This window comes from Rhizobium sp. WSM1274 (genome assembly GCF_025200775.1).
Lineage (GTDB): Bacteria > Pseudomonadota > Alphaproteobacteria > Rhizobiales > Rhizobiaceae > Rhizobium > Rhizobium leguminosarum_I.
The window spans coordinates 991,868-1,017,320 of record NZ_CP104138.1; the positions used below are offsets into that span (position 1 = coordinate 991,868).

Sequence of the window (25,453 nt, forward strand, 5' to 3'; positions counted from 1 at the left end):
ACTCTCGCATGCGACCCCTATGATCATCTGCCGATGATCGTTCCGCGCATTCACACTCGCCTCTCGCTGGCCAGGGATCTCGACAGTCTCGGCATTCGCGCCGGCGACATGGTCATGGTCCACGCCGCGATGAAGCGGGTGGGGCGGCTGCTCAACGGGCCTGATGTACTGATCGAAGCGCTTCGCGATGCCGTGGGCCCCGCCGGCACCATCGTTGCCTATACCGACTGGAACGGTGACTATGATGCTTTGCTGGATGAAAATGGCCGCGTCCCGCCGGAATGGCGCGCCCATATCGCGCCGTTCGATCCGGCTGTTTCCCGCGCTGCCCGCGATAACGGCGTGCTCGCCGAATTCATTCGAACGACATCAGTGGCAAGACGCAGCGGCAATCCGGGCGCCTCGGTCGCGGCGATCGGCGCGCGCGCGGATTGGCTCACCGCCGACCACCCGCTCGATTACGGCTATGGAGAGACATCGCCGCTCGGCAGGCTGGTGGCGGCAGGCGGCAAGGTTCTGATGGCCGGAGCTCCGCTCGACACCATGACCCTGCTCCACCATGCAGAACACCTGGCGCGAATTCCGAACAAGCGCCTCCGCCGCTACGAGGCGCCCTTTGCCACATCGGCCGGCGTGGTGTGGCGGATGCTGGAAGAATTCGACACAAGCGACCCGGTCGTGCCGGGCCTTGACGACGATTATTTCGGCGGGATCGTGGGCGCGTTTCTCACCAGCGGGCAGGGTGCGCAGGGCCTAGTCGGAGACGCAGGATCGGTGCTGGTCGATGCGGCCGCGATCTGCAGCTTCGCTGTCGCATGGCTGGAGCATCATGTTCGGCTTGAAGGCTGAGCGGCTAAGCCGCGCGTTGCTTTAAAACAGGTGGTCGACACATTGCTCGGTCTCCCACGTCTTGAGGAAAATCGCCAGCCTGGCAATCCAACCGACAGTCTGGCTTCCCCATTCCTGTGCCCCGCGTATTCGCCCATCAGCCGGATGTGGCGGACGATCACAAAGCGATGGCGCTTCGACGTCGTCCGGCGTTCAGGGGTTGACCCAGCCGGAGGAGGTCAGCGCGCCGAGATGATCGTAGGCAAAGACTGCGCGTTGGTTGTCGGCGTGGCGCAGCTGGAGCCAGTCCAGCGTCTCGGCCCGGAATATCAGCACCCCGAAGAAGGCCTGTCCATCGGCGTCTGCGACCGCCGCCTCGCTTGCTGGCCGCTCGCCGATGTCGTCGCCCGGCGGCCCGCCCATATAGGTGCTGCGCGTCGACAGCGGCAGCAGGCTCCAGGCCTCGGCCGCGCGTTCGCTCGACGGTCCGTTGAGTTCGGCCGATCCTTGAAGGCGAAGCTGCACTTTCGGCTGCGGGCCGAAGCCGAGGATGGTGACCCGAGGATTGGCCGATATTTCCAGCCATTTAGGGCTTCTGACATCCGTATGGATTTCCAGGATGCGCCGCATCGACGCGCCTCAGCACCACCATGCGGGCTTGCGGCCGGCCGCCGGCGTCGACCGAACAGAGGTTCAGGTAGCGGAAGGCCGACTGCGGGTCGGCGGCGGCCCCTTCGAGCTCGGCCCAGGCAGATGCATCGACCTCGGCGAGGGTCACTCTGTCGCCTCCGCGTGCTTTATCTCACCGGCCTTGACGTTCCAGTTGAAGCACATCGCTGTTTTCCTTGGGCGTAGAGATCCTGTCAGACGGACCGGGTAAGGCCGCCGTCGATCCTGAGGCTCTGGCCGGTGATATAGCCCGCTCCCTCGGAAATGAGGAAGGAAATCGTTGCGGCCACTTCGGCGCTGGTGCCGTAGCGCTTCATCGGCACGCTGTCGCGGCGCTCCTCCGTCGGCGGCAGGCTGTCGATCCAGCCCGGCAGCACGTTGTTGATGCGAATGCCGTCGCCAGCATAGGTATCGGCGTAAATCTTGGTGTAGGCCGCGAGCCCGGCGCGGAAGACGGCCGAGGTCGGGAACATCGCGGACGGTTCGGACACCCAGGCGGTGGAGATATTGACGATTGCGCCCGACTTCTGCGCCTGCATGACCGGCGTGACCAGCCGAACCGAGCGGATGACGTTCATCAGGTAGACGTCGAGGCCGGTATGCCACTGTTCGTCGGTGATCTCGGTGATCGGCGCACGCGGACCGTGACCGGCGCTGTTGACGAGAGCGTCGATCCGGCCCCACTTTTCCATGCATGCGTCCACCAGGCGCTTGAGGTCGTCGTTGGATTGGTTCGAGCCGGTGACGCCGATGCCGCCCAGTTCTTTCGCAAGCGCCTCGCCCTTGCCCGACGAGGATAGGATGGCGATCTTGAAGCCATCGGCCGCCAGCCGCCTCGCGGCTTCCGCACCCATGCCGCTGCCGCCGGCCGTAATGATTGCTACCTTTTCTACTGCCATCGCCGCTCTCCCTACTCGGTTTGCACCCATTGCCGGGCATTGATCCCTGGGATATCATGGGTCCCAAGCGGGAACGAACCAGTTTTCCTGAAATGTCCCAGTAGAAAAACTATCGAACGTCCATGCTGATCGGCAATCTTCCCTCTCTTAACGGCCTCAAGGCCTTCGACGTGGCAGCGCGCCATCTGAACTTCCGGCTTGCGGCCGAAGAGCTCGGCGTCACCCAGGGAGCCGTCGCCCAGCACGTGCGCGGGCTTGAGGCGGAACTCGGGGTGACATTGTTCGAGCGCCTGCCGAAATCATTGGCGCTGACGGGCGAGGGGCGAAGCTACGTCGCTGATGTCAGGCGCGCCTTCGAATTGCTCGCAAACGCGACGGCAAACCTGAAGCCTCAACCGGTCAAACTGGTGGTCAGCACGACACCGACCTTCGCCTCGAGATGGCTGATCCCGCGTCTTCCGGACTTTACCTCGAGGCATCCCGATCTCGATCTCCACATCCTGGCGACAGACCGCATTTCCAGCTTCCAGGTCGACGGCGTCGATCTCGCCGTCCGATATGGCAGCCCTCCCTTCGGCCCAGGCCTTGCCGCCGAACTGCTGTTCGAGCAGGAGATCATTGCCATCTGCAATCCGAGCCTCGTCGCCGAGGGAGCCGAGCCGCAGAACGCCGAAGAACTCTCGCACTACACGCTCCTTCACGATGCCCATAATTCCTGGCCCGAATATATCGATCGTTTCCTCGGCGGCGGTGATCCCACGCTGTTTCGGGGCATCAGCTTCTCACAGACATCGCACGCGATCGAAGCTGCCATCGCCGGACAGGGCATCGCCGTGGCAACCCGCGCCTTTGTCTCGACCGACATCGAGGCGGGCAGGCTGAGGCAAGTCTTCGCCGGCGCCCTCAGAGCGCAGTCGCACGTCTATCTGGTGAAGCCGCGATATCGGAAGTCCGAAGCGGTGGACAAGCTTCAGGACTGGCTGCGCTCGCAGGTGCAGGCCTGATGGCTGCTCTTACGGCACCCCTTCTGGGACCATTTGACTTCTAGACTCGATTGCTCGGCAGATTAGACTTGTCGCCGCCCGAACCATCGTTCGCACGCAGCGCAGTACTCTAGCACGGTCTAATTGTCGCAGGTCGGAACCCACTCCCCACCAAAGCGTTTGCGGGTGGGGCGATTATGCCCTTTCGGAGGAAATGCACATGCTGAGATCGATTTTGATCGCGGCCGTATTTGCGGCTGCGGGCACTATACCCGCCTATGCCGCATCTATGGCGAAATGTGACGACGCTTCCATAACGGCCTTGCAGACCAAGGTGGATGCAATGGCCGATCAGACGAAGAAAACAGCCGCCACCAAACAGGTGGCCATGGCGAAGGATGCCATGAAGGCGCACAAGATCAAAACTTGTGTGACGCATATGGAAAACGCCGAGAAGGGCATGAGCAAGATGTAATGGCGCACCCGGCGTAGTTGAAATCAGAGGATGAGGCCCGGGCTTCCGGGCCTCAAATCGAGGGGACACTCCGGATGGGAATATCCGGATGGCGACAGCTACGCGACGCTTCCGTTGCCAGGTGCGCTGCACATTATTAACAGTGCGCAGACTTACGACGCCGCTGCCCTCGCCGGCCTTGGCTTGATTCAGGCGCCACTCTTGGGGATTGGCCAATACTTTAAAAGCGGAGCGCTTGTGGAGATCATGCCCGACGCCGTATCTGGAATAGATGGCCGATTTTGGGACGACCCACTTTGCCCGAGAACGGCGAGGAGAAGGCGCAAAACAACCTTATCCTTCGATAACGAAAAAAGTCCGCTTAGGGCCAACGGGGCGGGTGGCCCTAAGTGCTGATGTCCCTGACAAGTTCCCATAGATCGACCTTCACGGGCGTTCCTTTACCTGCACGTGGGCGAAGGTCGAAGCGATGGCCGACCGCGCCGACGCATCGCCGATCCTCCGGCTGCCGAGCAGACCTGAATTCAGAGCAGCCGGTCGACACATCGCTCGATCTCCCACGTCTTGAGGAAATTCGCCTGCCTTGCAATCCAGCCGACCGCTTCGCTTCCCCATTCCTGGGCCCGGCTGGCATATTCGCCCATCAGCCAGATGTGGCGGATGATCACAAAGCGGTGGGCGGCTTCGAAGTCATCAGGCTTGATCGGCCGGACGGCCCGATAGGCATCGACGAAGGCGTCCCACATGGCGGTCGACGTCCGGCCGAAGGAGACTTGCGCCCACAAAAACACCGACAAGTCGTAGGCGAGGTATCCCGGACCGCCGTCATCGAAGTCGAAAAATATGGCTTCGCCGGCGTCGTTGATCCGTGCGTTGAAGCCGTGACAGTCACCATGGCAATAAGTCGACGTCAAATCGCCGAAGGCTTCGATCGCCTTTGCCGTTCGCGCCGCGATGTCTTTAATCTCGCTGCGGACGTCGGCGTCTTCCACGACGCCGCTATCGCATATGCGGGCAAGCGGCCGACTCAGCAAGTGTTCGAGATCGAGCCGATAGAGCGCTCCCTCCGGCTGGAATGTCTCGGCGGCGTTGTGCAGCAGAGCAAGGGTCTTGCCGTTGGCCCTTGCATCGCCGGCATCCGCCGCATTCGGCTTGCGGCCCTCGATCGCCCGGAAGAGCACGGCCTGGCGCACGCCCTCCGGCGCCTGTCCCTCAACGAACAATGTGCCCTCGCGGGTGGGGATGGGCTCTGCGACCGGAACGCCCGATTGCGAGAGATGCGCCAGGAAAGCTGTTTCGGTCTTGACGTCGGCCGGGCCACGGGCGCGGCGATGAGAAAGCCGGAACACATAACTTTCTCCGTTGCTCCCGAGGGCAAGATACACGTCATTCAAGCCGCGCTGCAGCATCCGGCAGGAAACCGGCCCTGCAAGCGGATAGTGCTGATCGATGAACCGTTCGATGGCAGCAACCTGCGGGGTCGAATAGAGCGGATTAAAATCGAGCATGGGCGCTATACCATCGGGCTTTGCTGGAGGGCTGCTTCCGCGGTGAGAAGGCCATGAAGGCGGTGGCGGCCGGAGGACGTATGATTGCAATTGGCTACTGTTTGGATAAGGTGAACGGCGCTATAATAAAACCAAGAGATGAAAAACAAAATGCAGGCGTCGCGATTTTTGCAAGAAAACTCTATTTCGATTTCTGTGATTTCCATCCGTCAACATCAATGTGATCGAGAATTAGGGTGAAGCGCCTCATCAGTAAACCAGTCACGATCTTGCTGGCCGTGTGGCTGTTGCCGGGACTGCTTGTCATTTTCGTGAGAATGTTAGGCTTTAACTTCCTGCCGTCCATCGAATGGACATCCAAAGCGAATGATCCTTCTATTGTAGCCGGTTTGCTCCCGGCGGCGTATCTCTCATGGGTCGTCTGGAGGGCCATAGATGTTACTCCGGTCGGCGATGGGAAGATGGCTATTGGCATGTTATCACTTCCCTTGTTTGCTTACTTTCTGGGAAAGAATCTTGTCGTCGTTGCCGTGCCGATGACGCTCGCCATTTTCGTGGGCCATCAGGTCGAGCTCTCTTTTACCGTGGCAAATGCCGATCGGTGGGGCGACTCCAAATGTCGACCTCGGGTTGAGCTCGAAGGCCTACCTTTTCTCTTCGACACAGTTTGCCATGTCCGAGACGATGTCACGAGTCTGTTGCCGGGTAGACCGACTGTCATCACCGGCCGAGGCACCAGCCTGGGCGTCTTTGCGGAAAGTCTGAGCCCGTAGACCGAACAAGCTCAACCGCCGTCCCGAACGTCCGCATGGTTGAGGAATTGGGATTTCACATTTGCAACTGCAGCCGGCACAGACCGAAATCTGTCTGAGTTGGGTCGCGCCCGGTCAAGCTTTTCATTATCCACGCCCAAGAGCGAAAATAATGACTCTTTTCAGCTCATTCGAACGTCCTTGTTGCGACTGCCTTTGCGCGGTTTGGATCGAACGAGGAAAAGAACATGGATTTGGATGGAAAACGGATCGTTGTCGTCGGTGGTAGCCGCGGGTTGGGCTTCGGAATGGTCGAGGCGTTTGTAGCGCGCGCGGCTAAAGTGACCGTCGTGGCGCGCGACGCGACGACTTTGCGGGCGCTCGGAGAGCAACTGGCCGTCACGACTGTGGCTGCCGATGCGACCAGCGCCGACGCGGCAAAGAGGATCATGTCGGAGACACGACCCGATGTCGTCATCATGAACGCCGGCGCGGAACCGCCCATAGACCGTATCGACCGTATTGGCTGGGAGGCGTTCACGACCAACTGGAACGTCGATGTGAAGGCCGCCCTGCATTGGGTCCAGGCCGCTCTGACGTTGCCGATGGCGCCGGGCGGGCTGGTCGTTCTCGTTTCCAGCGGAGCCGCGGTGCAAGGCTCGCCGCTATCGGGAGGCTATGCAGGAGCAAAACGGGCGCAGTGGTTCATTGCAAAATATGCCGAGGGCTTGTCGACCCAGCTCGGCCTGGGCCTGCGTTTCCGGGTCATCGTTCCCCGGCAGATGTTCGCAGGAACCGGCGTGGGCAACGCCGGAATCTCCGGTTATGCTGCGGCGGCGGGCCGGACATTCGCCGAACAGGCAGCTGCCTGGCCGGACATGACACCGCGCGGCTTTGGCGATACGGTAGCCGAACTGATCGGCGAGACGGCGCTGGAAGAGGCTATGATCTACGCCGTGCGTGGAGATACGGGCGTGACGGTCATCAATGATGGATGAAGCTGCCCTCGAAGCAGAAGCGAAGAGCACACCCTACGTGGCGCTGGCCAAGGAGGCGGATGCAGTTCGCCCGGAACTGCATCGCTATGCCGCCCGGTTGGTCGGCTCGGTGATCGACGGCGAGGACGTGATTCAGGACGCGTTGGTCAATGCGTTCGCGATGGTCGGCTCGATCTCGTCCGGCACGCCGCTGCGACCATGGCTGTTTCGCATTGTTCACAATCGCGCCATCGATACGCTGCGCCAGCGAAGTACCCATCCGTCAGAGCCGCTGGAGACGGCCTTTGATCTGGCGGATGCCAGTGCTGTTGATCCGGAGGATGCGCTGATAAGGCAGGACACGGTGCGGATCGCCTTGGCTCACTATGCCAAATTGCCGGTGCCGCAGCGTAGCGCGGTGATCCTCAAGGATGTGCTGGGAGAGCCCATCGCAGACATCGCCGCGCTGTTGGGCCTGAGTATCGATGCTGTCAAAGCCCATCTCTCACGTGGTCGGGCAGGATTGCGATCCATCACCGAGAGGGAGTCCGAAGTTCCGCTGCCCCCAAGCGCCGAGGTTCTGAATTTCGCAGCGCTCTTCAACGCGCGGGATTGGACGGCCCTGCGCAGGCTGCTTGCCGAGGATGTTCGGCTTCGTCAGGCAGGACGGCCGCAGGTCTCCGGTGCGGCGGATGTTGGCCGATTCTTTTCCTATTATGCGGATTATCCGCGGGTTTGGATCGAACCGGCTTGTCTGGAGGGCAGGGAAATATTGCTGGTCTCGGCTGCGCCGTCCGCTGCTCCTGCCTACTTCATGCTGCTCGAATGGAGGGACCAAAAGATAACACTGATCCGCGACCATCGATATGCGACCTACGTCATGGAGGACGCGGCTGTGACGCGGGCCGCATCGCAACGCGAATCTTAGGCCCGGCGCTTTCACGGCTCGTGCCGGCGCACGGATCGCCGCGTCAAAGCAGGCCGCTTTCGGTCTGAGGCCACAATGACCTCTATGACCGCGAGCTGCCATGCTGAATTTTTGATAGACCCTGTCGATTCCGGCACCGTAAGATCGACAAAGCCTGATCAACATGGAATGAGCCAAATGCCCGTCTTTCATGCCAAATGCAGCTGCGGCGCCCTGTCCCTGGAGGTCGATGGTGAACCGGTCCACAATCACACATGCACCTGCACGCGCTGCCAGCGTGCATCCGGCAGCGCACTGGCACATAATGTGTGGTTCCGGGAGGAACATGTGCGGGTCGTTTCCGGAGACTATTCCGTTTGGTTTCCGCAAGGCGAGACGACGCCTGATGTGATGAAAGCCTTTTGCCGGGTCTGCGGTGGCGGCGGCTTCTCGAAGTCCGGAACATACCTCCCCGGCACCGTTGTCATCGCCGGCGGCACATTCGCCGATCCAGCGTTTCCTGCGCCCGATCATGTTCACTGGTGGGACAATCGCCCGCATTGGCTCGATCTCGCCCAATCGATCGAGCGTCATGGCGGAGATTAGCGTTTCCAGAAACGCGAGACTGCAGCTAAAGATTGCAAAGATGACGAACTCTAGGGGCCAGGATGCGCCGCATTTTGGTGATGCGGCATCAGTCCGTCTTCGGCTCCCCGGGAAGTTGGCCGTACGCCGTCAGAATGGCCTTGATCAGGCCCGGGAAGCGCTCATCCAGCTCGGTGCAGCGCGTTTGGTTGCGCATCTCCACACCCTGGCGCTCGCTCAGGATCAGCCCGGATTCGCGCAGCACTTTGAAATGGTTGGACAGCGACGATTTGGGAATGACGCGGTCGCCGAGATCGGCAAGAGCAGAACATGTTCCGCCACCGGCGGCGCCGGCAAGCTTTGCATAAATGGCAACGCGCTCCGGATCCGACAGCGCATAGAGGATCGCTTCGGGCTTGATGTCCTCCAGGTCTGGGTGAAACAGCGGTCTCATGAATTTTATATAGCGTCCCTTGACATCGAGATCAATAGTTCCGAATTTCTGAACTATGGAACAAGCCTGCCAATCCCGGCGGCGATCCAGATCTGAAGGAACGAGAAATGGCTAAGCTCACAGGAAAGGTCGCTGTCGTTACGGGCGCCTCCAAAGGCATTGGCGCTGCGATTGCCAAGGCACTCGCAGCGGAAGGTGCGCAAGTGGTGGTCAACTACGCTTCGAGCAAGGCGGGAGCCGACGCCGTCGTTCAGGCGATCGATGCAGCCGGCGGCAAGGCCATCGCGGTGCAAGGCGATGTTTCAAAGGCAGAACAGGCGCAAGGCGTGGTCGATGCCGCGATCAAGGAATTCGGCAAACTCGACGTGCTGGTCAACAACTCCGGCGTCTATGAATTCGCCCCGATCGGCGATGTGACCGAGGAGCACTATCGCCGCATGTTCGACGTCAATGTTCTCGGCGTTCTCCTGACCACCCAGGCGGCGGCCAAACATCTCGGCGAGGGCGGCAGCGTCATCAACATCTCCTCGGTGGTCACCAGCCTGGGGCTGCCGGCCTCGGCCGTCTACACCGGCACCAAAGGAGCCGTGGAGGGCATCAACAGCGTGCTTGCCAAGGAGCTTGGCCCGCGCAAGATCCGCGTCAACGCCATTCTGCCGGGCATGGTCGAGACTGAGGGCGCCCACTCGGCTGGCGTCATCGGCTCGGATTTGCAGCAGACCATGGTTGCCCAGACGCCGCTCGGCCGCATCGGCCAGCCGGACGATATCGCCGACATTGCCGTCTTCCTCGCTTCAGACGATGCCCGCTGGCTGACCGGCGAGCGACTGGTTGCCAGCGGCGGTTTTCGCTGAAGCAGGATGATTTGAGGCCGGGCCGGCCTCAAATCTGAATCCTGTTCTGAATTAGACAGCTGGAGCATGATGTTATCAGAGAACCGCTCACACGTTTCGGCATCATGCTCTGGTCGTGCATGCGCCTTCACAGGGCGCGCGCGATCAAGTCTGCCGGGTTTCACGAAGGGGCGGAACTCACCGATTGCTTGGGTCAGCTCTTCGTCCGCGCTGCAAGGGCATCGGAGACGAAGGTGATCGAGGCATTCGACGGCAAGATTGTCGCCAAGTGCTCGCAGAACGCGGACGGCTGCCCAGATTCGTTCGTCGAAGGCACGCCGCAGATAGGTGACATCGCCTCGTGGACCTTGCATGAATTGCCGCGGCGGTCCGGTGCACACCGTTAACGAGAGAACGACCGCCCGTCGCCACTTCCTCGTCCTCCGACCGGATATCCGTCAATTCGGCGGCGAGGGGAGCTGCCACCCTATGGCAAGGCGCCAGATTTCGAGCTGGGCCGGAACCTCGTCGGGCCTCCGAAGTTTGCGGGACGAGGAGAATTCCACATGCATCTGATACAGTTGTTTATTCCGGCAGCGCCGCAAGCGGCGATCGACATCGAAGACATTATCGCGATGATTCAGCGCGAGATGACGGAGCGCCATGGCGGGGCGACTTCATACCTCAATTCCCCGGCAAAGGGCTTTTGGTCCCATGGCGAGGGCACTGAAGAAGATACGGTCATCGTCATCGAAGTGATGGTGAACAGTCTCGATCGGGCCTGGTGGCGCCAATACCGGCGCAAACTCGAACAGTTGCTCGCCCAGGAAGAATTGCTTGTGCGGGCACTTCCAGTCGAAACGCTCTGACCGACCGTCTGGAAGCCCTCCATGGAGACGCAGTTCCGCAATCTTGAAATCTATCGCAGACGCGGCGAGTTCGCAGGCTGGCCGGCAAATTATGGTCTCTGGTCGTGGGGCGACGAAATGGTCGTCGTCTTCGCGCGCGGCAAACTCGGGGCGAAGGGAGAGCTGCACGAATTGGACAGCAATTACCCCTTCGTACCCTGGCAGGCACGCAGCCTCGACGGCGGACTGACATGGATAGACGAGCCGTTCTGCGGCCACGTGCCGGGTGGGCTCTCGCTTTCGGCCGACGAGCATCTGAACGCCGAGCTCAAGGTCCGTCCCCGTCTGTCGGTCCGTGAAGACCTCTGCTCGATTGACGATCCCATAAACTTTCTCGACTCCGAGACGATCGTCATGTGCGCCAGAACCGATGTAGAGGGCAATGCTGTCAGCTGGTTCTATATCAGCCGGGATCGGTGCCTGACATGGCAGGGTCCGTTTCGTTTCACCGGTTTGCACCTTCCGATCTCGGCACGCACCGATATCGTTCCTCTCGGCAGGAACGATGCACTCTTCATGCTCAGCACGTCCAAAGACGACGGTACGGAAGGCAGAGTGTTCTGCGCGCGCACCGTGGACGGCGGGCGCAGCTTCATCCTTCAAGGTTTTGTTGGCCCGGAACCTGAGGGCTATTCGATCATGCCGGCGTCGACGGCACTGTCCGGAGGCGCCATTCTGACGCTGACGCGCTGCATGGGCAGAGGCGGTGGCAAGGGTTGGATAGAGGCCTTCACCTCCCGTGACCAAGGGAGGACCTGGACGCAGGAAGGCTGCATCGTCGAAAACACCGGCAGCAATGGCAACCCGCCGGCGCTCGGGCGGATCGAAGGCGTTCTGGTGCTCGTTTACGGCCACCGTGATCTGCCATTTGGTATCAGGATGCGCATGAGTTTCGATGATGGCCGGACATGGGGCGCCGAGACGGTCATCCGGAGCGACGGCGGCACGGCTGATCTCGGTTATCCCAAACTCGTACAACGCGGCGATGGATCCCTGCTCGCCGTCTACTACTTCAACGATGGCGACCGGGAGGAGCGTTACATCGCGGCGTCTATTGTCACGCCTGCCAAAGATCAGGAACGCGAAGGAGCCTGGGACGGTGCTGCTTCGTGCAGTCGCAGTTCTGAGCCATAGCGAAGGCCAACCTCCCACAGCGCGTTCGGGAACAAAGCGGCGCATCCATGGTTCGGGGCTGCGGCAGTTGCCGGCACGAATTGGGAGGTTCGAAATGCAAAACGATTTCACAGATTCGGCAGGGCGGAGCGCGTCCGCGCAGACCCCGTCCTCATCCCCAGGTTCCGGCTTCTCGCCGGGAACGCGCACGTCCATTTCCGATCTGGAAGCGAAGGTGAGCGAGGATCTTTCCGCCGCCAAGGAAACGATCAGGGAAGGCGCCGACACCGCCGTCGAGAAAGCCAAGGAGGTCATGTCCGAACGCACCAACTTCGCTGCTCGCCAGATCGGCGGAGTTGCAATGGCGCTCGAGAAGGCTGGAGCCGAAATGGAAAACTCCGGTCAGGCGGAAGTCGGGCGATACGCCAAGCAAATCGGTCGGAGCGTACAGACTGTCGCTCGGCGGATCGAAGGCAAGGACATCGGCGAGATCGCCACCATGACCGAGGATTTCGGGCGCAAACAACCGCTCGCCTTTCTCGGCATCGCCGCACTTGCAGGCCTGGCCGCAAGCCGGTTCCTGACAGCGTCCGCGAAAAGGCAAACAGCTGCCGCGCCGCGCGAACCATCGATTGGCCTTCGCCCCGGCACCGCAACGACCGGAGGCGAGAACAATGGCTAAATCTTCAGAGAACATACCTCTCTCCGAACTCGTCAGTGGCCTCGTTGGTGATGTCACGGGCCTGCTCCGCAAGGAAATCGATCTTGCCAAGACGGAAGCTTCGGAAAAAGCTTTCGCAGGCGCTCAGCGGCGTGGAGATTCTCCTGTTTGGTTTGGTCCTGGCAATCGGGGCGGTCGGCGTCCTGCTGAGTGCCCTTGTCGGCGGTCTCGCCGCCTTCCTCGTGACAAAGGGTTTTACCGAAACCACTGCCAGCGCGCTCGCCTCGCTGATCGTCGGCATCGTCATTGCCGGCATCGCATGGGCAATGGTCTCCCGGGGGCTCTCCGCGCTTCGCGGCAACAATTTGACACTGGATCGAACTGCGACCTCGCTTCGCCGCGACGTTGACGTTGTGAAGGACAAAATCTGATGGAAAACTCAATGGAGAAAACATCGGCCGAGCTTCAACGGGAGATCGACCAGGACCGCCGCCGCATCGGAGACCGGATTGATGCTATCCAGGAACGGATGTCGCCGGGCCAGTTGGTCGACGAGGTGATTGCCTACACCAAGGCAAGCGGCGGCGGAGAGTATGTCAGCAATCTTGGCCACGCCCTCAAGGCGAACCCTCTGCCGGTAGCCCTGATGGGCGTGAGCCTCGCCTGGCTCATGGCAAAAGGCAGCCCGTCCTCAGGCGATACGGCGACCTGGAGGGAGGAGGATCCCGAATACCCGCTCTATCCGGCGACCGGCCGGGTCCGCAGGATCGGTCCGCCGGCCATGGAAAACGGAGCGCGTTACAGCCACTTTGCCGACGAATCCGGCAGGAGGTTGAAAGCCTTGACCGACGAAACAGGGGGGCGTGCCGGCCATTTCATCGACGAGGCAGGCAAGACCTATCGCGGCTTCGCCGACGCCGGCGGAAAACAGATCAATCAGATCGCCGACGAGACTGGTGCAATGCTCGACGCGGCAACCGGCTGGGCGGCGGAGAAATGGGAGCAGGCGAAAAACGCCGCGAGCGACCTCACCGCTCGTGCGTCTGGCGCGGCAAGCTCGCTATCGAGCCGATCCTCTTCGGCGGCGACCAGTCTTCAGGAGCAAACGACCAAGCTCAACGAGGCGATCCTCACCCATTTCCGCGACCAGCCGCTGGTTGGCGGAGCCCTGGCTTTCGCGGTCGGAGCGGCGATCGGCGCGGCGCTGCCGCACACTGACACTGAGGATGAATGGATCGGGGAAGCCGCAGACAGCGCCAAAGACACCCTCAGCGATCAGGCGCAGGACGTCGCCGCGCAGGGTAAAGAGGTGGCGTCGGAGGTCTATCAAAAGGCTGTGGACGTTGCGTCCGATACTCATGATGCCGTCAAGGAACGCGTGGTGGATGAAGCCGAAACTTTCATAAATCGCAAGGACAGCTTGGGCGGAACCAATGGCCGGTAGAACGATGGCGACGACGAGATGCAGGTTAGGCCACTGACCGGCCTTGTGCGAGGGCTTCCTCCAGAAGTGCGAGGAGCTACATAGCAGGGCGCGAAAAAGTGTCCGGCGCTTTTGCGACGATGCTTGGTGGTCTGTCACGACCGGTGCAGCGCCGAGAGTCGACGGCGGCGCCGTGGACTCGCTCATCTAAACCCGATCCAAACCCACGCCGTGGTCACCGGCTTCAGACGCAGAAGACCGCCAGGCTGCTGAGTTTCGCACACACTTCAGCGGTCAAATCCCACTTGGGAAAGGCGAAGAATCCGATACCGGCGCTCCGGAAAAAGCGCCGGGTGGTCACCAAGCACGCCCGCAATCATCAGTAGGGCGAGATGCAGGCCCGCCGCGGACCGTAATAGGGCTGGAAGGTGTTGTCGTAAGCCCTGTAGGAACGGTAGCGCGCATAGCACCAGCTCGTATGTCCGTTGCCGCCACTATAGACCTGGCTGTAATAGCGCGGCGCGTAGTAGCGTGGACGGTAAATGGTCGAGCCGTAGTAGCGCGGCGCACCGTAATAAGGCGATCCGTAGTAGCCCTGATTGTAATAGCCCCCACCGTAGTAGCCCCCACCGTAGTAGCCCTGGCCGTAATACGGCTGCGCCAGCATTCCGCCGATGATTGCGCCGGCCGCGAGCCCGCCGAGTCCCCAGGCCCAGCCGTTGCTGCTACCGTGGTGTCCATGCCCGTAGTAGCCGCCATGCCCGTAGTAGCCTCCATGGCCGTAGCCGCCGCCGTGATGTCTGTACTGGACCGGCTGCGCCTTTGCGGCTTCGATCTTCGGTATGGAAACGGTGGGAAACGCCATGGCCGGCGGGACGCTTGTCAGCGCCGTCACCAGCGACAGGGTAACGATTGCTAACCTTTTCATTGGCTCATCTTTCCTTCTACTGCACCGCGCGTCGCATGCGGCGCGCAAGGACGTTTCAGCCCTCTAGGTAAACTGGCAAATTATACTCTAAAATCGACTTTGATTCGAGGATTTATGCAGGAAAGCTTTTGTTCGACGGCGGGGTCCCGGCGAAAGCACGCGACCACCCTCCGTCATTTCATATGAGCCTCGAATTGGGCATGACGCAACGCCACGATCAGGCACATCGTCCGGGAGTGGATGGAGAAGAACACCTATCTGCCGGTGCACGCCCTGGATGAAGATGGCGATGTGGATGGGACGGCTTGAAGTGAGCTTGAGTGCGTGTGTCCCGATCGGAGCGGCAGCTTTCCCGCGGATTTGACATCGAGAATATTCACGCGTCCTATTACCATCCAAAGTAAATTGGCGTTTTTCTTGGCGATCACAGCACCGGAGTGTCCATTGAGGGAGCCGCAGCTAGACGGGCTACGAGCGATTGCGCTGTTATCAGTTTTCTATTCCCATTTTTGGGAGGAAAGCTCGGACCTTGGCCATCTTGGTGTTCGATTCTTCTTCGTGTTGAGCGGATTCCTCATAACAAGCATTCTATTAAACGCCAGGGCACACGATAATCACACCGCGGCGACAATTGCGTTCTTCGCGCGAAGAGCCGCGCGAATTTGGCCACCCTACTTCCTCCTGCTTGGGTGCTGTTGGTTGGCAGCAGGAGCGTTAAAGCTTCCGCTGATGAATGAATCATTGCCGTGGCACGCATTGTTTCTCTCCAATATCTGGTATGCAGCGCACGGGCCAGAGCCTTGGGCGTTACAGCACCTTTGGACACTGGCGGTTGAAGAGCAATTTTATCTGATCTGGCCCTTTGTGATCTTGGCTTTGCCGTCACGCCATCTTCTGAAATTGTGCGGCGCACTTGTGTCATGCACCATCTTCTATCGGGCTTCCGCCTTTGCCCTCGGCAAGGTTGATGAAGCCAATGCGCTGCCTTTCGACTCGATCGATGCGCTGGCGGCCGGTGCCGCGTTGTCGTTTTTGGCTGTAGACGGGCGGAGCTTTCCGCGGTGGCTGCTCTGGGTGTCAGTACCGGTCGGAGTGGTTGGATTTATCATGCAAATCGCTTTCGACTTGGGAAACCTCGTTGAATGGGTTCTCCTTGAGGGCGCGCTCGTGCTGCCGCTGACCGCGATTGTGGCCGTGGCTTCAAAAGGGCAGCTTCTCAAGATCCTGGCGAACAAATCTCTAAGCGGCTTGGGCAGGATCAGCTACGGCGCCTATCTATACCATCTTCCACTCTGGGCGGTTCTTCTTAGATTGAGCGACCATTTTGGCATGGGTGACCTCTTCGTGCGTGGCCCGTTTACAATGGTCGTCGTTGGATCGTTATCCACGCTAATGGCTTTGGCATCGTGGGTAATGCTGGAGCGCCCAGTGATGGCCTGGTCGAAAAGGGTGACCAACCGGCCAGCCCCCGCTTGATCGGAAGCCGAACTTAGTGATCGCCGGTAAAAGCTCGAATAACCAGGCGATGGGCGGCTTTTTGGCACACCAACGTTATCTTCTTTGGAGACGATGCTTGACCACATCTGAGCGCCGCATGCGCGTTCAATCAACGCTGTAAATATCGGCGTTATCCTGCCCTTCACGCAGCCCCTTGAATGATGCATGCCGCAGCTTCCCGTCGTGCGTCCATGCCCGATACTCGATCTCGGCGACAAGCTTCGGATCGATGAAGACAGCATTTCGCTTCCGTCCGGTATCGACAGCGGGCTTGCCGATGATCATCTTGTCCATCTGCTCCCGGAGTTCGGCGGCGGATCGTTCATTAAAGCCGGTCCCCACTCCCCCGACATAGACGAGCTCATTTCCCTTGCGCGCGGCGAGCAAAAGCCGACCGATCCCGGCACGCGCGACTGTGGATCGCTCATAGCCGACGATCACAAAACTGTCGCTTTGGACGCATTTGATCTTCACCCAGTCGCCGAGACGTCCCGACCGATAGGGCGCGTCCCGACGCTTGGCGATGATGCCCTCGAGATCATGTTCGCAGGCGCTCGCCAGCAGCTGATCACCGTCGGCCTCGATCTCCTCGGAAAGCCGGATATCATCCTGACCGCCGGCCGGCACCAGATCCTCGAGCAGATGCCGGCGCACCTCGAGTTCCGAATTCCTGAGGTCGTGACCGTCGAAATAAAGCAGATCGAAAGCAATGAAGACGGCGTTGCTCGACCTCTTCGTGCCGCCTCGGCCGCCGAGCGATTGTTGCAGCAGGCCGAAATCAGATCGACCGCGCTCGTCGAGCACGACGGCCTCTCCATCCACGATGGCGGTGGAGACGGGAAGCGCTCTGGCGGCGGCCTCTATCAGTGGGAAGCGGTGCGTCCAGTCCAGGCCCCTGCGCGTCAGAATGCGCACGCCCGCAGGCTCGATGTGGACCGCCAGACGGTAGCCATCCCATTTGATCTCATAAACCCATTTGTCGCCCCTCGGCGGCCTGGCCTTCAGAAGCGCAAGGCACGGCTCGATACGATCCGGCATTGGGTCGAGGGGAAGGTTCGGCTGCGCGGGATCTCGGCGGCGGCGCGGCCGGCTGCGAAGCGGCGCGTCGGCTTCACCGAGTAGCGGCTTTGAACGCTTGCGGGGCGGCTTTGTCATGCCGCAACTTCATCAGCACCATCTTAAAAGGCAATTGCCCCGGATTGGGTATCGATTGTTCGGTTCCGCACGGGAACGGTTCTGTTGCCTTGACCTGCCGAGGCAGGATTACATCTAAATAAGTAGTTCCCAATGGCATGGTCGAATGTGTAGTCGCGTTTATATCAAGGAATCGCTTCACGAGCTTGCGCGTAGGTTCGCTTTCGCCGGACAAGGCGACCTTGACGGCTTGGTTGACCGCATCCCTCGATATAACGGCGCGCCGCGGCTGGTCTACGCGATCATCATCCAAGATGCAGAGCCGGAGACGGATATCATGGCGCCGGTCTTTGCAATGGCGGTATGGGGCCTGGTGCCCGCATTGATGAAACCGAGCGACCGGCGTCTCCCATTGATTAATATTCGCTGCGAAAACATTGCCACGCGGCGCTGCGGCCGCCAATCCGAAAACTGAAGCATGGAGCACGGATATGCGAGAGCAGCCGATCGGCGAAGCCGTGGAAGACGATGAGCGTGCCAAGTGATTGCCTACCACAGGGGCGATACGCATGGAGCTATAGACACCCTGCCGGAGGATATTCGCCACCTTCGGCAGTTGGCGTTGGCAGAAGGCGCCATGAGCCGAGGCATGACCCGCGGATGGTGGCCGGACTATGACCGTCGATGATTGGAATTCGTCCGACGCCGGCATGGGGCTAAAATCATATGCAGGCAAGCGGGTGGGCGTGATCTGCGAGGAATGCGAGATTTTGAAATTCTTCGACGGGGACGAGCTCATTGTAAAGCATGGCAATGCTTCTATGCCTTCGCTCCTCGCGACGCTCGCAAAAGAAGGCCTCGGATGCCAGCGCACCGAAAACAAATATTACGAGCGGTGCAAGCTCACCTACCACCATGGCCCCGAAGAATGGGCGCGGCGGCATGGCTATGTGAAGCCTGAGCACGCGCGCAAGGTTGATCGCCCCCTTGGTGATCTGGCCGAGTGGGAGGGGTTAGTGGCCTTTTGTAGGAACGCGGATTGCAAGCGGAAGCGACCACTTGATCGATGGGCGCTACAGAAGCGGCTCGGCAAGGATACGAAGATTTCGGCAATAGGTCCGCGCCTGAAATGCAAATGTGGACACCGCGGCGCCAACATCGTCATCGGCTATGTTTCGCGGTGATTTCGGAACAACAAGAAGGGAATAATAAATGATTGCCGGGCTTATAAACCGCGCATCGACTAACGCGAAGCGACCCGCTCGAGCGTTGCTTTCTGCAACCTTTATGCGGGCTAAAAGAGCCTGACGGAGTAAGCCCGCCGACGAAGCCGGCAAAGCGCCGCCATCACCTGCCGATATAGGCGGCCAGTTCGTCAGCCGTTCCATTGGGAAAGGCCTGTTTGAGAAAGTCCAGGAACGCCGAGACCCGCGCGCTGAGCAGCCGCCGGGAGGGGTAGAGCGTCCAGAGGGTGACCTCGGGGGCGTCGATATCCCCCCAATTGACCAAAGTGCCGTCAGCCAGATCGTGGCTCACCAGCGAAATCGGAAGACGTCCTGCGCCGACACCGGCGCGCACCGCATCGCGGATCGTGATCAGCGTTGACAAGGTGAGGACCGGCTCGATTTTGATCGTCGACCGGCCGCCTGATGTCTTCACCTGCCATGTCTGCGCTTCGGATGCGCCACGCGCGACCCCGGGAGCGGCACGTCCGCCGGTCGGGCGGGGTAGATCGGGGCTTGCCACCACCACCAGCCGATCATGCAGAAACGCCCGTCCGACCAGGCTTTCGTCGGGATCGGGATTGACCCGGATGACCAGATCGTAGCCTTCCTCGATCATATCGACGGACTGGTCCTCACTCGTCACCTCGAGCCTGACCTCCGGATATTGGAGGGCAAAGCCGGCGGCGATCCTTCCCATCGCGGTCTGGGAAAAATGTAGAGGTGCGCTGATCCGCAATCTCCCTTTGGGTTTCTGACCGCCTGAGGCAATCGCTGCAGCCGTCTCGTCCAATTCGGCGAGCAGCGCCGCCGTCCGCTCGAACAGCGCCCGCCCTTCTTCGGTCAGCTTCAGGTTACGCGCGCCCCGTTCAAACAGCCGCAGAGCGAGATCGCTTTCCAGCTCGGCGACGCGGCGCGACAATGTCGCCTTCGGCCGGCCCGTCGCCCGTGCGGCTTTGCCGAAGCCGCCATGGCGGGCAACAAGATTGAAATCGGCAAGCGCGAGAAGATCCATATCCGTTCCACCAGTGAGACTGTCTATCTAAAATTGCTGTCTATCGGACTGCCAGTGAACCACACATATTCCGGGTGTCAAGCAACCCAACACGGAGAAAGACCATGACCATTCTCGTTACCGGCGCCACAGGCAATGTCGGCCGCCAAGTCGTCGAACACCTCGTCAAGCGCGGCGCCGATGTCCGTGCCCTTGTCGGCGACCCGTCGAAAGCCGATTTCCCGGCTGGCGTCAGCGTCGTGCAGGGCGAGTTCCTCGACGTCGACTCGCTGCGCAACGCCATGTCGGGCGTGTCGACGCTGTTCCTGCTCAGCGCCGTGGTGCCGGACGAATTTACCCAGGCTTTGATTGCGCTGAACGTCGCCCGATCGGCCGGCATCGAGCGGATCGTCTATCTCTCGGTGATCCACGCCGACCTCTACGTCGACGTGCCGCATTTCGCCGGCAAGTTCGGCGTCGAGCGGATGATCGAGCAGATGGGTCTCAAGGCGACGATCCTGCGCCCGGCCTACTTCATCCAGAACGATCTGACGGTCAAGGACGTCATCACCGGCTACGGCGCCTACCCGATGCCGGTCGGCGCCAAGGGTCTCGCCATGATCGACGTTCGTGATATCGCCGAGATTGCCGCCCTTGAACTCTTGCGCCGCGAACAGGCTGCAGAGCCGCTGGCGCTCGACCGGATCAACCTCGTCGGTCCGGAGACGCTGACTGGGGCTGGTATTGCCGCCATCTGGTCTGATGTGCTCGCCCGTCCCATCGCCTATGGCGGCGACAATACCGAGGGCTTCGAGCAAAACCTCAAGCAGTTCATGCCCGCCTGGATGGCTTACGACATGCGCCTGATGGGCGAGCGCTTCCTGACTGACGGAATGCTGCCTGAGACGGGCGACGTCGAGCGCCTGACAAAGCTGCTCGGCCGGCCGCTGCGCTCCTATCGCGCCTTCGCGTTGGAAACCGCTGCCTCCTCCTGAGGCAGCAACAGCGATCTAACCCAAAAGGAGTATCACCATGATTTATTCCACAGCCACAGTTCCGGTGAACCCGCACGGCGAAACCCCTTTGACGCGCGCCGAGGCCTGGCAAGGTCTCGAACGCAAGGCACGCGACGCCCGGCTCTTTCTTCCCGTCGGTCTCTGCACCCGCTGCGATGTCGTCGAGGAAAGCCCGACCCATTTCGTGCGCGAGGCGACGATTGCCGGGCAGGATCTGCGCGAGATCATCACCCTGGAGCCGCAAAGCAAGGTCACCTTCTTTCAGGCGACGGGGCCACGCGAGGGAGCGATCGTCAACGAGCTGTTCGAGGATGAAGACGGTCAGCTGCAGCTGCGGTTCTACTGCTATCTCGGCCTGCGCGGCAAACGGCCGAACGGCCCGGAAGAGCAGGCCGAGCAGGCACAATTCGATGGCGAAACGGGCTACAAGGCCGCCCTTCTATCGACACTGAAGCGGACCCGCGAACTGCTGGCAGAGGGAAAGCTCTGAACGCCGCCGGAACCGCAAACAACAGGGTGGCCTCTTGACGAGGCGCCCTGCCTTGCGTCGCACAAAATGGTGCGGTCGATTGCGAAAGATGCGTCAGGTCCAGCGCGCAAGAGCGGTTGGTGGTTTGTGCAACATCGGTGGAAATGCCTCGTAACCGGTCTTCCGCTCCCACGGGGGTCTCGCTGCCCAATCGGTGATCGCCTTTCCATGGACGGGCAACGGCAGTTTCTCCATGGCGCTGCATGCCGCATGGCAGGCACGATCTCTCACCCAACCGGATGAATTGCAATCACTCGTACGGTCTATAGTTTGGAGCAGGTTTCCGGCGAGCCCACGCGAAATTGTCGTCGATTGGGGCTCGCCGGAAGCAAGCAGATGTGGCTGGCGTAAAGGAACCTTCATGGCTGGAGCAGCCTTGAGCGCTCCGATAGGCTTCATGTCATCGGATGATGATTAAAGGGCAACGACATGCGCAAAACGATGGCAGCCGGCCTGGCCGCCTTGATCGCCATTTATTTTCTCGGCGGCATGAGCGCGAGACATGAGATCTTTCCGTGGCCACAACTTTCCGCGCTGAAGAAAATGGTTGGCGGAGAGAAGCCGGCGGCTCCAAGCCGTTATACTTTCGACGACAAGGCGCGACTCATCGGGGATGAATCAAAAACGCCTGTGACCTGTCCGGCTCAGACTGACCGAACGGCTGTCTTACTCATTCTTGGCCAATCGAACGCGGCCAACGACGCTGGGCAACGGCACACGTCAAATTATGCCGCCCGCGTTGTAAACGCCTTTGACAAACGGTGCTTCGTCGCGGCGTCGCCACTTCTTGGATCGACCGATACAAAGGGAGAGTACTGGACGCTTCTTGGGAACAATTTGATCGCATCGGGACAAAATGACAGCGTCATCCTCGCACCTCTCGCATATTCCGGATCTGAGGTCGCACGATGGGCGACAGGCGGTGACCTCAATCCTGTGCTGGTCGACACAATGAAACAGCTTCAGGATTCCGGTTATCGGATAACGAGCGTCCTCTGGGTGCAAGGAGAGAAGGATCTCGTCATGGGCACCACTGCGGAGGTCTATCAGAAACATTTCACATCGATGGTCGACACGTTGCGTCAGCACGGCGTCGAAGCACCCGTTTACATTTCGATCGCATCGAAATGCCTCGAACCGAGCAACGGCGGCTTCAAGGAGCATATTCCAGACAATCCGATCGTACGGGCGCAACTGGCCCTGTCAAAAAGCGGCCACGGCATCCGAGAGGGGGTAAATTATGACGCGTTGCTCGATGGAGAAGACCGCTACGACGATTGTCATATCGGGGGCTCAGGCGCGGAGAAAGTGTCGGGGGCCTGGCTGAACCTTCTGCGCGGCGATCGCCGCCTGGAAAGCTCTCGATAGTTTTGCCTGAGCCGATTTTCGCGCCTTCGCGAGCGTAGGCTTCTATCCAGCGGGCGATATAATCCTTCTACGACCTTTCGCCATGCGCTCCGCCGGCGAGCGAATATGTGCAAGTGACCTCCCGGATACGGAATTTCGCGACGTTTTGAAACCGCCTTGAAACCCATTCAACCGGCTGCCACTCCGCTTCTCGCGACCCTGTGAAGTGCATCAAAGACGTTGCTTTGGAAAGAGTTCGCCAGCAAGTGGAGATCAAAGCAGCGGAATGATTGGTTCGGCTGTTCGTCAGATCCAGAGTGGCCGCCCAACGTACAGGAGACGCAATGCTTGGGGTATAGCAAGTGATCGCTGAGCGGCCCGCCCCAATGATACAAAATATGACTCAAAGTTGAAGTAAATTTCTATTTTCGTGCGAAATCGAACAATGTATCCTCTAGTTGAAATATCAAATCTGTGCATAACGAATTTCATAAAAGTAATATTTATTGCAAGGACCCTGAGGTTGTGCGAGTAGTCATTCCAACGCCAGGACGCGTTATTCCTAAAAACCACCCCTCTTCCTGATCCCCGCTCTTGCGGGGTTTTCTTTTTCTGGCTCGGTGAACCTCCGCTAACCGAGCATATTGGAGATCTATCCACCCAACGGTACGGAACCGCGCAGCACCTTTTCCGGCTATCTCCCGTTAGGCATATAGGATCGCACAGGTGGCCCCATGCGGGGCCGTCCGCCATCCCTTCTTTCGCCCTGTGCGATCCACCTTTCCCAATTGCCTCTGCCTCGTTTCGGCGGGGCTTTTTTTCGAATTGCCGCGGAAACACCGGCGCCCTCGGCTTCACCGGTTGATCAGGCGGCCTTTGCCGCCACGGCGGCAAGCAGGATGCCGGCAGTCTGCACCGATGAACCGGGGTTCTGCCCGGTGATCAGCAGGCCGTCCCGCACGGCATAGGACGACCAGTCATCGCCGCTGGAGTAGATGCCGCCATTCTCCTTCAACATGTCCTCGACCAGGAACGGCACCACCTGGGTGAGGCCGACGCCGTCTTCCTCGGAATTCTTGAAGCCGGTGACCTTTTTGCCCTGAACCAGCGGCGTGCCGTCGGCAGCCTTGACGTGGCGCAGCACACCTGGTGCGTGGCAGACAAAGGCGACCGGCTTGCCGGCCTGATAGAGCGATTGGATGAGGGCGATCGAATGCTTGTCTTCGGCCAGATCCCACAGCGGGCCATGGCCGCCCGGATAAAACACCGCGTCGTAGTCGGCATGGGAGACCGAAGTGAGCTTTACGGTCGAGGCGAGCACGGCTTGGGCATCCGGGTCGGCATGAAAGCGGCGGGTCTGGTCGGACTGGAAGTCCGGTTCGTCGCTCTTCGGATCGAGAGGCGGCTGTCCGCCCTTCGGCGATGCGACGGTGATGTCGGCGCCGGCTTCGAGGAAGGCATAATAGGGAGCGGCAAACTCTTCGAGCCAGAAGCCGGTCTTCCGGCCGGTATTGCCCAGTTGGTCGTGCGAGGTGAGAACCATGAGGATTTTCATCTGGAGATCCTTTCGAGGCAGATGTGATCGGTCGCTTTCGATGAGGGGATTATGCCTTGGCCATTCTCATTCCGGAAATTTATTTCTTTGATTTAAGATATGCGTTTGGCAATATATCTTGATGAAGTATGACCTCAACCTCCTGCCTGTCTTCCTGGCGCTCATGGAAGAGCGCAATGTCACGCGCGCAGCTGAACAACTGGGCATGACGCAGCCGGCCGTCTCCAACGCCTTGAACCGCCTTCGCGAGACCCTGCGCGATCCGCTCTTCATCCGCGAGCGCTACGGCATGAAGCCGACTGAGATGGCAGAGGCACTTGCTCCGGTGATCCGCGGGGCCTTGGCGAGCCTCGATGACGTCATTCTCGGTCAGCAGGCGTTCGATCCGGCGCGGGCGACACGGCAGTTCACCATCGCCCCGAACAGCTACGTCGAGTTCGTCCTGATGCCGGTGATCGTGGCGCGGCTGCGCGAATGCGCTCCCGGGATCAGGCTGCGCCTGACGCCCTTCGGCAATGATCTGGCCGAGACCGGCGCGATATCGGGCGCGACGGAAATGGTGCTCGGACGGATCGTCGAGCCGCCGGATAACATGGTCGTGCAGCATCTCATGGATGATGGATTGGCCTGTGTCGTGCGCAAAGATCATCCCGAGATCGCCGAAAGCATCTCCGAGGAACAGTATCAGCGGCTGCGGCATGTGAACGTGCTTCCGCCCGGCCGGATGCGCGTCGGCCTGTTCCAGATGCTGCAGCAGGCCGGCCTCAGGCGCGACGTCTCGGTCTCCGTCACCCATTTCCTGGCGGTCCCGGAAATGGTGGCCGTCACCGACTATTGCGCGACGCTGCCACGGCTGATCTGCCATCGCCTTGCCCGCGACCCACGTCTCAAAGTCCTGCCAGCACCGGTCGATCTCGGCAGCTTCCCGGTGGAGCTGGCATGGCATATCCGCTATCGGAACGATCCGGCGCATCGGTGGTTGAGGTCATTGATATCAGAGGTCGCAAAGGATGTCTCCGACGCTGCGGTGGCAGAAGCGATGACTGGAAATTGAGAGCGCGAGTTCGAATCTCGGCGAGGCCTTCACGGGCGAAATAGCGGGGCAAAAACCGGTGTCGATGGCACCCGATTATGTTGGGATACGTCGCTGTTCCTGCTGCAGATGCCACCCCGCGCTCCGTCCTCCTCGGGCTTGACCCGAGGATCCGCTCTGGCCGCCTCGATCGGCAGCAGTTATAAATCCAGGCTCGAGGTC

The 25,453-nt window shown here is 60.3% G+C and carries 28 protein-coding genes and 5 pseudogenes; 24 read left to right on the forward strand and 9 right to left on the reverse strand.

From position 1 onward, the window contains the following. Positions 1-33 precede the first annotated feature (33 nt). Positions 34-849 carry an aminoglycoside 3-N-acetyltransferase gene (aac(3), locus tag N2600_RS04945; protein WP_026154049.1) on the forward strand — a complete coding sequence of 272 codons (816 nt, stop codon included), beginning with the start codon at positions 34-36 and terminating at the stop codon, positions 847-849. Between the two features lie 21 nt (positions 850-870). Here aac(3) and N2600_RS34595 read toward each other — a convergent pair. The 3 genes and pseudogenes from N2600_RS34595 to N2600_RS04955 form a co-directional block, all read right to left on the reverse strand. After that, positions 871-1,041 (reverse strand): annotated as a pseudogene (locus N2600_RS34595) (kinase); the annotation flags it as partial. After that, a pseudogene (locus N2600_RS04950) lies at positions 1,042-1,606 on the reverse strand (pyridoxamine 5'-phosphate oxidase family protein). It abuts the pseudogene before it with no gap. 85 nt (positions 1,607-1,691) lie between these two features. Then, the gene (locus tag N2600_RS04955; protein ID WP_170278672.1) at positions 1,692-2,396 is read right to left on the reverse strand and encodes an SDR family oxidoreductase; all 705 of its coding nucleotides are present in this window, start codon (positions 2,394-2,396) and stop codon (positions 1,692-1,694) included. A gap of 122 nt (positions 2,397-2,518) precedes the next feature. On the opposite strand from N2600_RS04955, the gene N2600_RS04960 reads away from it, so the two are divergent. Then, complete coding sequence (locus tag N2600_RS04960) at positions 2,519-3,400, forward strand: LysR substrate-binding domain-containing protein (RefSeq protein ID WP_260298254.1); 882 nt, start codon at positions 2,519-2,521, stop codon at positions 3,398-3,400. 199 nt (positions 3,401-3,599) lie between these two features. Beyond that, the gene (locus N2600_RS04965) at positions 3,600-3,854 is read left to right on the forward strand and encodes a hypothetical protein (RefSeq protein ID WP_170261909.1); all 255 of its coding nucleotides are present in this window, start codon (positions 3,600-3,602) and stop codon (positions 3,852-3,854) included. Between the two features lie 524 nt (positions 3,855-4,378). Here N2600_RS04965 and N2600_RS04970 read toward each other — a convergent pair. After that, positions 4,379-5,362, reverse strand: coding sequence for a phosphotransferase enzyme family protein (locus N2600_RS04970; RefSeq protein WP_260298255.1), 984 nt, complete (start codon positions 5,360-5,362; stop codon positions 4,379-4,381). Between the two features lie 53 nt (positions 5,363-5,415). Between N2600_RS04970 and N2600_RS04975 the strand changes: the two genes are divergently transcribed. The 5 genes from N2600_RS04975 to N2600_RS04995 all read left to right on the forward strand — a co-directional run bounded on the left by N2600_RS04975 (position 5,416) and on the right by N2600_RS04995 (position 8,604). Continuing rightward, entirely contained in the window at positions 5,416-5,586 is a 171-nt protein-coding gene (locus N2600_RS04975; protein ID WP_170261907.1) for a hypothetical protein, read from the forward strand. Positions 5,587-5,598: 12 nt separating this feature from the next. Beyond that, the gene (locus N2600_RS04980) at positions 5,599-6,135 is read left to right on the forward strand and encodes a hypothetical protein (protein ID WP_260298256.1); all 537 of its coding nucleotides are present in this window, start codon (positions 5,599-5,601) and stop codon (positions 6,133-6,135) included. A 227-nt stretch (positions 6,136-6,362) separates the two neighbouring features. Further along, positions 6,363-7,112, forward strand: coding sequence for an SDR family NAD(P)-dependent oxidoreductase (locus N2600_RS04985; RefSeq protein WP_260298257.1), 750 nt, complete (start codon positions 6,363-6,365; stop codon positions 7,110-7,112). Continuing rightward, positions 7,102-8,019, forward strand: a complete 918-nt coding sequence (locus N2600_RS04990) for a sigma-70 family RNA polymerase sigma factor (RefSeq protein WP_260298259.1) — start codon at positions 7,102-7,104, stop codon at positions 8,017-8,019. The genes N2600_RS04985 and N2600_RS04990 overlap by 11 nt, the downstream gene beginning before the upstream one ends. A 75-nt stretch (positions 8,020-8,094) precedes the next feature. Then, entirely contained in the window at positions 8,095-8,604 is a 510-nt protein-coding gene (locus N2600_RS04995) for a GFA family protein (RefSeq protein ID WP_260298261.1), read from the forward strand. 88 nt (positions 8,605-8,692) lie between these two features. Here N2600_RS04995 and N2600_RS05000 read toward each other — a convergent pair whose 3' ends face one another. Continuing rightward, the gene (locus N2600_RS05000) at positions 8,693-9,037 is read right to left on the reverse strand and encodes an ArsR/SmtB family transcription factor (RefSeq protein ID WP_162119631.1); all 345 of its coding nucleotides are present in this window, start codon (positions 9,035-9,037) and stop codon (positions 8,693-8,695) included. Positions 9,038-9,144: 107 nt separating this feature from the next. Between N2600_RS05000 and N2600_RS05005 the strand changes: the two genes are divergently transcribed. From N2600_RS05005 to N2600_RS05035, 7 genes and pseudogenes are all read left to right on the forward strand, one after another. After that, positions 9,145-9,891, forward strand: coding sequence for a glucose 1-dehydrogenase (locus tag N2600_RS05005; RefSeq protein ID WP_162119630.1), 747 nt, complete (start codon positions 9,145-9,147; stop codon positions 9,889-9,891). 233 nt (positions 9,892-10,124) lie between these two features. Then, positions 10,125-10,277, forward strand: a complete 153-nt coding sequence (locus N2600_RS05010) for a hypothetical protein (RefSeq protein WP_260298264.1) — start codon at positions 10,125-10,127, stop codon at positions 10,275-10,277. Positions 10,278-10,436: 159 nt separating this feature from the next. Further along, complete coding sequence (locus N2600_RS05015; RefSeq protein WP_017963329.1) at positions 10,437-10,739, forward strand: hypothetical protein; 303 nt, start codon at positions 10,437-10,439, stop codon at positions 10,737-10,739. 21 nt (positions 10,740-10,760) lie between these two features. Beyond that, the gene (locus tag N2600_RS05020; protein ID WP_260298266.1) at positions 10,761-11,912 is read left to right on the forward strand and encodes a sialidase family protein; all 1,152 of its coding nucleotides are present in this window, start codon (positions 10,761-10,763) and stop codon (positions 11,910-11,912) included. Between the two features lie 94 nt (positions 11,913-12,006). Then, the gene (locus N2600_RS05025; protein ID WP_170257806.1) at positions 12,007-12,573 is read left to right on the forward strand and encodes a nutrient deprivation-induced protein; all 567 of its coding nucleotides are present in this window, start codon (positions 12,007-12,009) and stop codon (positions 12,571-12,573) included. Further along, a pseudogene (locus N2600_RS05030) lies at positions 12,566-12,983 on the forward strand (phage holin family protein). Before N2600_RS05025 ends, N2600_RS05030 begins: the two are co-directional and overlap by 8 nt. Beyond that, positions 12,983-13,996: a DUF3618 domain-containing protein gene (locus N2600_RS05035; protein WP_260298268.1), complete on the forward strand. Its 1,014-nt coding sequence runs from the start codon at positions 12,983-12,985 to the stop codon at positions 13,994-13,996. The pseudogene N2600_RS05030 and the gene N2600_RS05035 overlap by 1 nt, the downstream one beginning before the upstream one ends. A 358-nt stretch (positions 13,997-14,354) precedes the next feature. Here N2600_RS05035 and N2600_RS05040 read toward each other — a convergent pair whose 3' ends face one another. Further along, positions 14,355-14,903, reverse strand: a complete 549-nt coding sequence (locus N2600_RS05040) for a BA14K family protein (protein ID WP_260298269.1) — start codon at positions 14,901-14,903, stop codon at positions 14,355-14,357. A 204-nt stretch (positions 14,904-15,107) separates the two neighbouring features. On the opposite strand from N2600_RS05040, the pseudogene N2600_RS05045 reads away from it, so the two are divergent. Both N2600_RS05045 and N2600_RS05050 read left to right on the forward strand, forming a co-directional pair. Then, positions 15,108-15,212 (forward strand): annotated as a pseudogene (locus N2600_RS05045) (CopG family transcriptional regulator); the annotation flags it as partial. Positions 15,213-15,320: 108 nt separating this feature from the next. Beyond that, positions 15,321-16,379, forward strand: coding sequence for an acyltransferase family protein (locus tag N2600_RS05050; RefSeq protein WP_260298270.1), 1,059 nt, complete (start codon positions 15,321-15,323; stop codon positions 16,377-16,379). 126 nt (positions 16,380-16,505) lie between these two features. Here N2600_RS05050 and ligD read toward each other — a convergent pair whose 3' ends face one another. After that, a complete protein-coding gene (gene ligD, locus N2600_RS05055) occupies positions 16,506-17,555 on the reverse strand; it encodes a non-homologous end-joining DNA ligase (RefSeq protein WP_260298272.1) in 1,050 nt (349 codons plus the stop codon). A gap of 145 nt (positions 17,556-17,700) precedes the next feature. On the opposite strand from ligD, the gene N2600_RS05060 reads away from it, so the two are divergent. From N2600_RS05060 to N2600_RS05065, 3 genes and pseudogenes are all read left to right on the forward strand, one after another. Further along, positions 17,701-18,009 carry an SOS response-associated peptidase gene (locus tag N2600_RS05060; RefSeq protein ID WP_260298273.1) on the forward strand — a complete coding sequence of 103 codons (309 nt, stop codon included), beginning with the start codon at positions 17,701-17,703 and terminating at the stop codon, positions 18,007-18,009. Positions 18,010-18,025: 16 nt separating this feature from the next. After that, positions 18,026-18,222: pseudogene (locus tag N2600_RS34430) on the forward strand (hypothetical protein). After that, positions 18,209-18,718: a hypothetical protein gene (locus N2600_RS05065; protein WP_260298275.1), complete on the forward strand. Its 510-nt coding sequence runs from the start codon at positions 18,209-18,211 to the stop codon at positions 18,716-18,718. Before N2600_RS34430 ends, N2600_RS05065 begins: the two are co-directional and overlap by 14 nt. A gap of 163 nt (positions 18,719-18,881) precedes the next feature. Here the strand turns inward: N2600_RS05065 and N2600_RS05070 are convergent, their stop codons facing one another. Then, positions 18,882-19,772 carry a LysR family transcriptional regulator gene (locus N2600_RS05070; protein ID WP_260298277.1) on the reverse strand — a complete coding sequence of 297 codons (891 nt, stop codon included), beginning with the start codon at positions 19,770-19,772 and terminating at the stop codon, positions 18,882-18,884. A 104-nt stretch (positions 19,773-19,876) separates the two neighbouring features. Between N2600_RS05070 and N2600_RS05075 the strand changes: the two genes are divergently transcribed. The 3 genes from N2600_RS05075 to N2600_RS05085 all read left to right on the forward strand — a co-directional run bounded on the left by N2600_RS05075 (position 19,877) and on the right by N2600_RS05085 (position 22,664). After that, on the forward strand, positions 19,877-20,746 hold the full coding sequence (locus N2600_RS05075) for an SDR family oxidoreductase (RefSeq protein ID WP_260298279.1): 870 nt from the start codon (positions 19,877-19,879) through the stop codon (positions 20,744-20,746). A 37-nt stretch (positions 20,747-20,783) separates the two neighbouring features. Next, on the forward strand, positions 20,784-21,257 hold the full coding sequence (locus tag N2600_RS05080) for an AtaL-like protein (RefSeq protein ID WP_162119052.1): 474 nt from the start codon (positions 20,784-20,786) through the stop codon (positions 21,255-21,257). A gap of 468 nt (positions 21,258-21,725) precedes the next feature. Continuing rightward, positions 21,726-22,664 (forward strand): sialate O-acetylesterase, encoded by a 939-nt coding sequence (locus N2600_RS05085; protein WP_260298280.1) that lies wholly within the window; start codon positions 21,726-21,728, stop codon positions 22,662-22,664. 844 nt (positions 22,665-23,508) lie between these two features. Here the strand turns inward: N2600_RS05085 and N2600_RS05090 are convergent. Beyond that, positions 23,509-24,198 (reverse strand): type 1 glutamine amidotransferase domain-containing protein, encoded by a 690-nt coding sequence (locus N2600_RS05090; RefSeq protein WP_260298281.1) that lies wholly within the window; start codon positions 24,196-24,198, stop codon positions 23,509-23,511. A gap of 121 nt (positions 24,199-24,319) precedes the next feature. Between N2600_RS05090 and N2600_RS05095 the strand changes: the two genes are divergently transcribed. Further along, positions 24,320-25,252: a LysR family transcriptional regulator gene (locus tag N2600_RS05095; RefSeq protein WP_260298282.1), complete on the forward strand. Its 933-nt coding sequence runs from the start codon at positions 24,320-24,322 to the stop codon at positions 25,250-25,252. Positions 25,253-25,453 lie beyond the last annotated feature (201 nt).

Coding starts and splice junctions, on each gene's coding strand:
- N2600_RS04955 (WP_170278672.1), bottom strand. CDS start 2,396: ATGGCAGTAGAAAAGGTAGCAATCATTACGGCCGGCGGCAGCGGCATG.
- N2600_RS04960 (WP_260298254.1), top strand. CDS start 2,519: ATGCTGATCGGCAATCTTCCCTCTCTTAACGGCCTCAAGGCCTTCGAC.
- N2600_RS04965 (WP_170261909.1), top strand. CDS start 3,600: ATGCTGAGATCGATTTTGATCGCGGCCGTATTTGCGGCTGCGGGCACT.
- N2600_RS04970 (WP_260298255.1), bottom strand. CDS start 5,362: ATGCTCGATTTTAATCCGCTCTATTCGACCCCGCAGGTTGCTGCCATC.
- N2600_RS04975 (WP_170261907.1), top strand. CDS start 5,416: ATGAAGGCGGTGGCGGCCGGAGGACGTATGATTGCAATTGGCTACTGT.
- N2600_RS04985 (WP_260298257.1), top strand. CDS start 6,363: ATGGATTTGGATGGAAAACGGATCGTTGTCGTCGGTGGTAGCCGCGGG.
- N2600_RS04990 (WP_260298259.1), top strand. CDS start 7,102: ATGATGGATGAAGCTGCCCTCGAAGCAGAAGCGAAGAGCACACCCTAC.
- N2600_RS04995 (WP_260298261.1), top strand. CDS start 8,095: ATGACCTCTATGACCGCGAGCTGCCATGCTGAATTTTTGATAGACCCT.
- N2600_RS05000 (WP_162119631.1), bottom strand. CDS start 9,037: ATGAGACCGCTGTTTCACCCAGACCTGGAGGACATCAAGCCCGAAGCG.
- N2600_RS05005 (WP_162119630.1), top strand. CDS start 9,145: ATGGCTAAGCTCACAGGAAAGGTCGCTGTCGTTACGGGCGCCTCCAAA.
- N2600_RS05015 (WP_017963329.1), top strand. CDS start 10,437: ATGCATCTGATACAGTTGTTTATTCCGGCAGCGCCGCAAGCGGCGATC.
- N2600_RS05020 (WP_260298266.1), top strand. CDS start 10,761: ATGGAGACGCAGTTCCGCAATCTTGAAATCTATCGCAGACGCGGCGAG.
- N2600_RS05025 (WP_170257806.1), top strand. CDS start 12,007: ATGCAAAACGATTTCACAGATTCGGCAGGGCGGAGCGCGTCCGCGCAG.
- N2600_RS05035 (WP_260298268.1), top strand. CDS start 12,983: ATGGAAAACTCAATGGAGAAAACATCGGCCGAGCTTCAACGGGAGATC.
- N2600_RS05040 (WP_260298269.1), bottom strand. CDS start 14,903: ATGAAAAGGTTAGCAATCGTTACCCTGTCGCTGGTGACGGCGCTGACA.
- ligD (WP_260298272.1), bottom strand. CDS start 17,555: ATGACAAAGCCGCCCCGCAAGCGTTCAAAGCCGCTACTCGGTGAAGCC.
- N2600_RS05060 (WP_260298273.1), top strand. CDS start 17,701: ATGTGTAGTCGCGTTTATATCAAGGAATCGCTTCACGAGCTTGCGCGT.
- N2600_RS05065 (WP_260298275.1), top strand. CDS start 18,209: ATGACCGTCGATGATTGGAATTCGTCCGACGCCGGCATGGGGCTAAAA.
- N2600_RS05070 (WP_260298277.1), bottom strand. CDS start 19,772: ATGGATCTTCTCGCGCTTGCCGATTTCAATCTTGTTGCCCGCCATGGC.
- N2600_RS05075 (WP_260298279.1), top strand. CDS start 19,877: ATGACCATTCTCGTTACCGGCGCCACAGGCAATGTCGGCCGCCAAGTC.
- N2600_RS05080 (WP_162119052.1), top strand. CDS start 20,784: ATGATTTATTCCACAGCCACAGTTCCGGTGAACCCGCACGGCGAAACC.
- N2600_RS05085 (WP_260298280.1), top strand. CDS start 21,726: ATGCGCAAAACGATGGCAGCCGGCCTGGCCGCCTTGATCGCCATTTAT.
- N2600_RS05090 (WP_260298281.1), bottom strand. CDS start 24,198: ATGAAAATCCTCATGGTTCTCACCTCGCACGACCAACTGGGCAATACC.
- N2600_RS05095 (WP_260298282.1), top strand. CDS start 24,320: ATGAAGTATGACCTCAACCTCCTGCCTGTCTTCCTGGCGCTCATGGAA.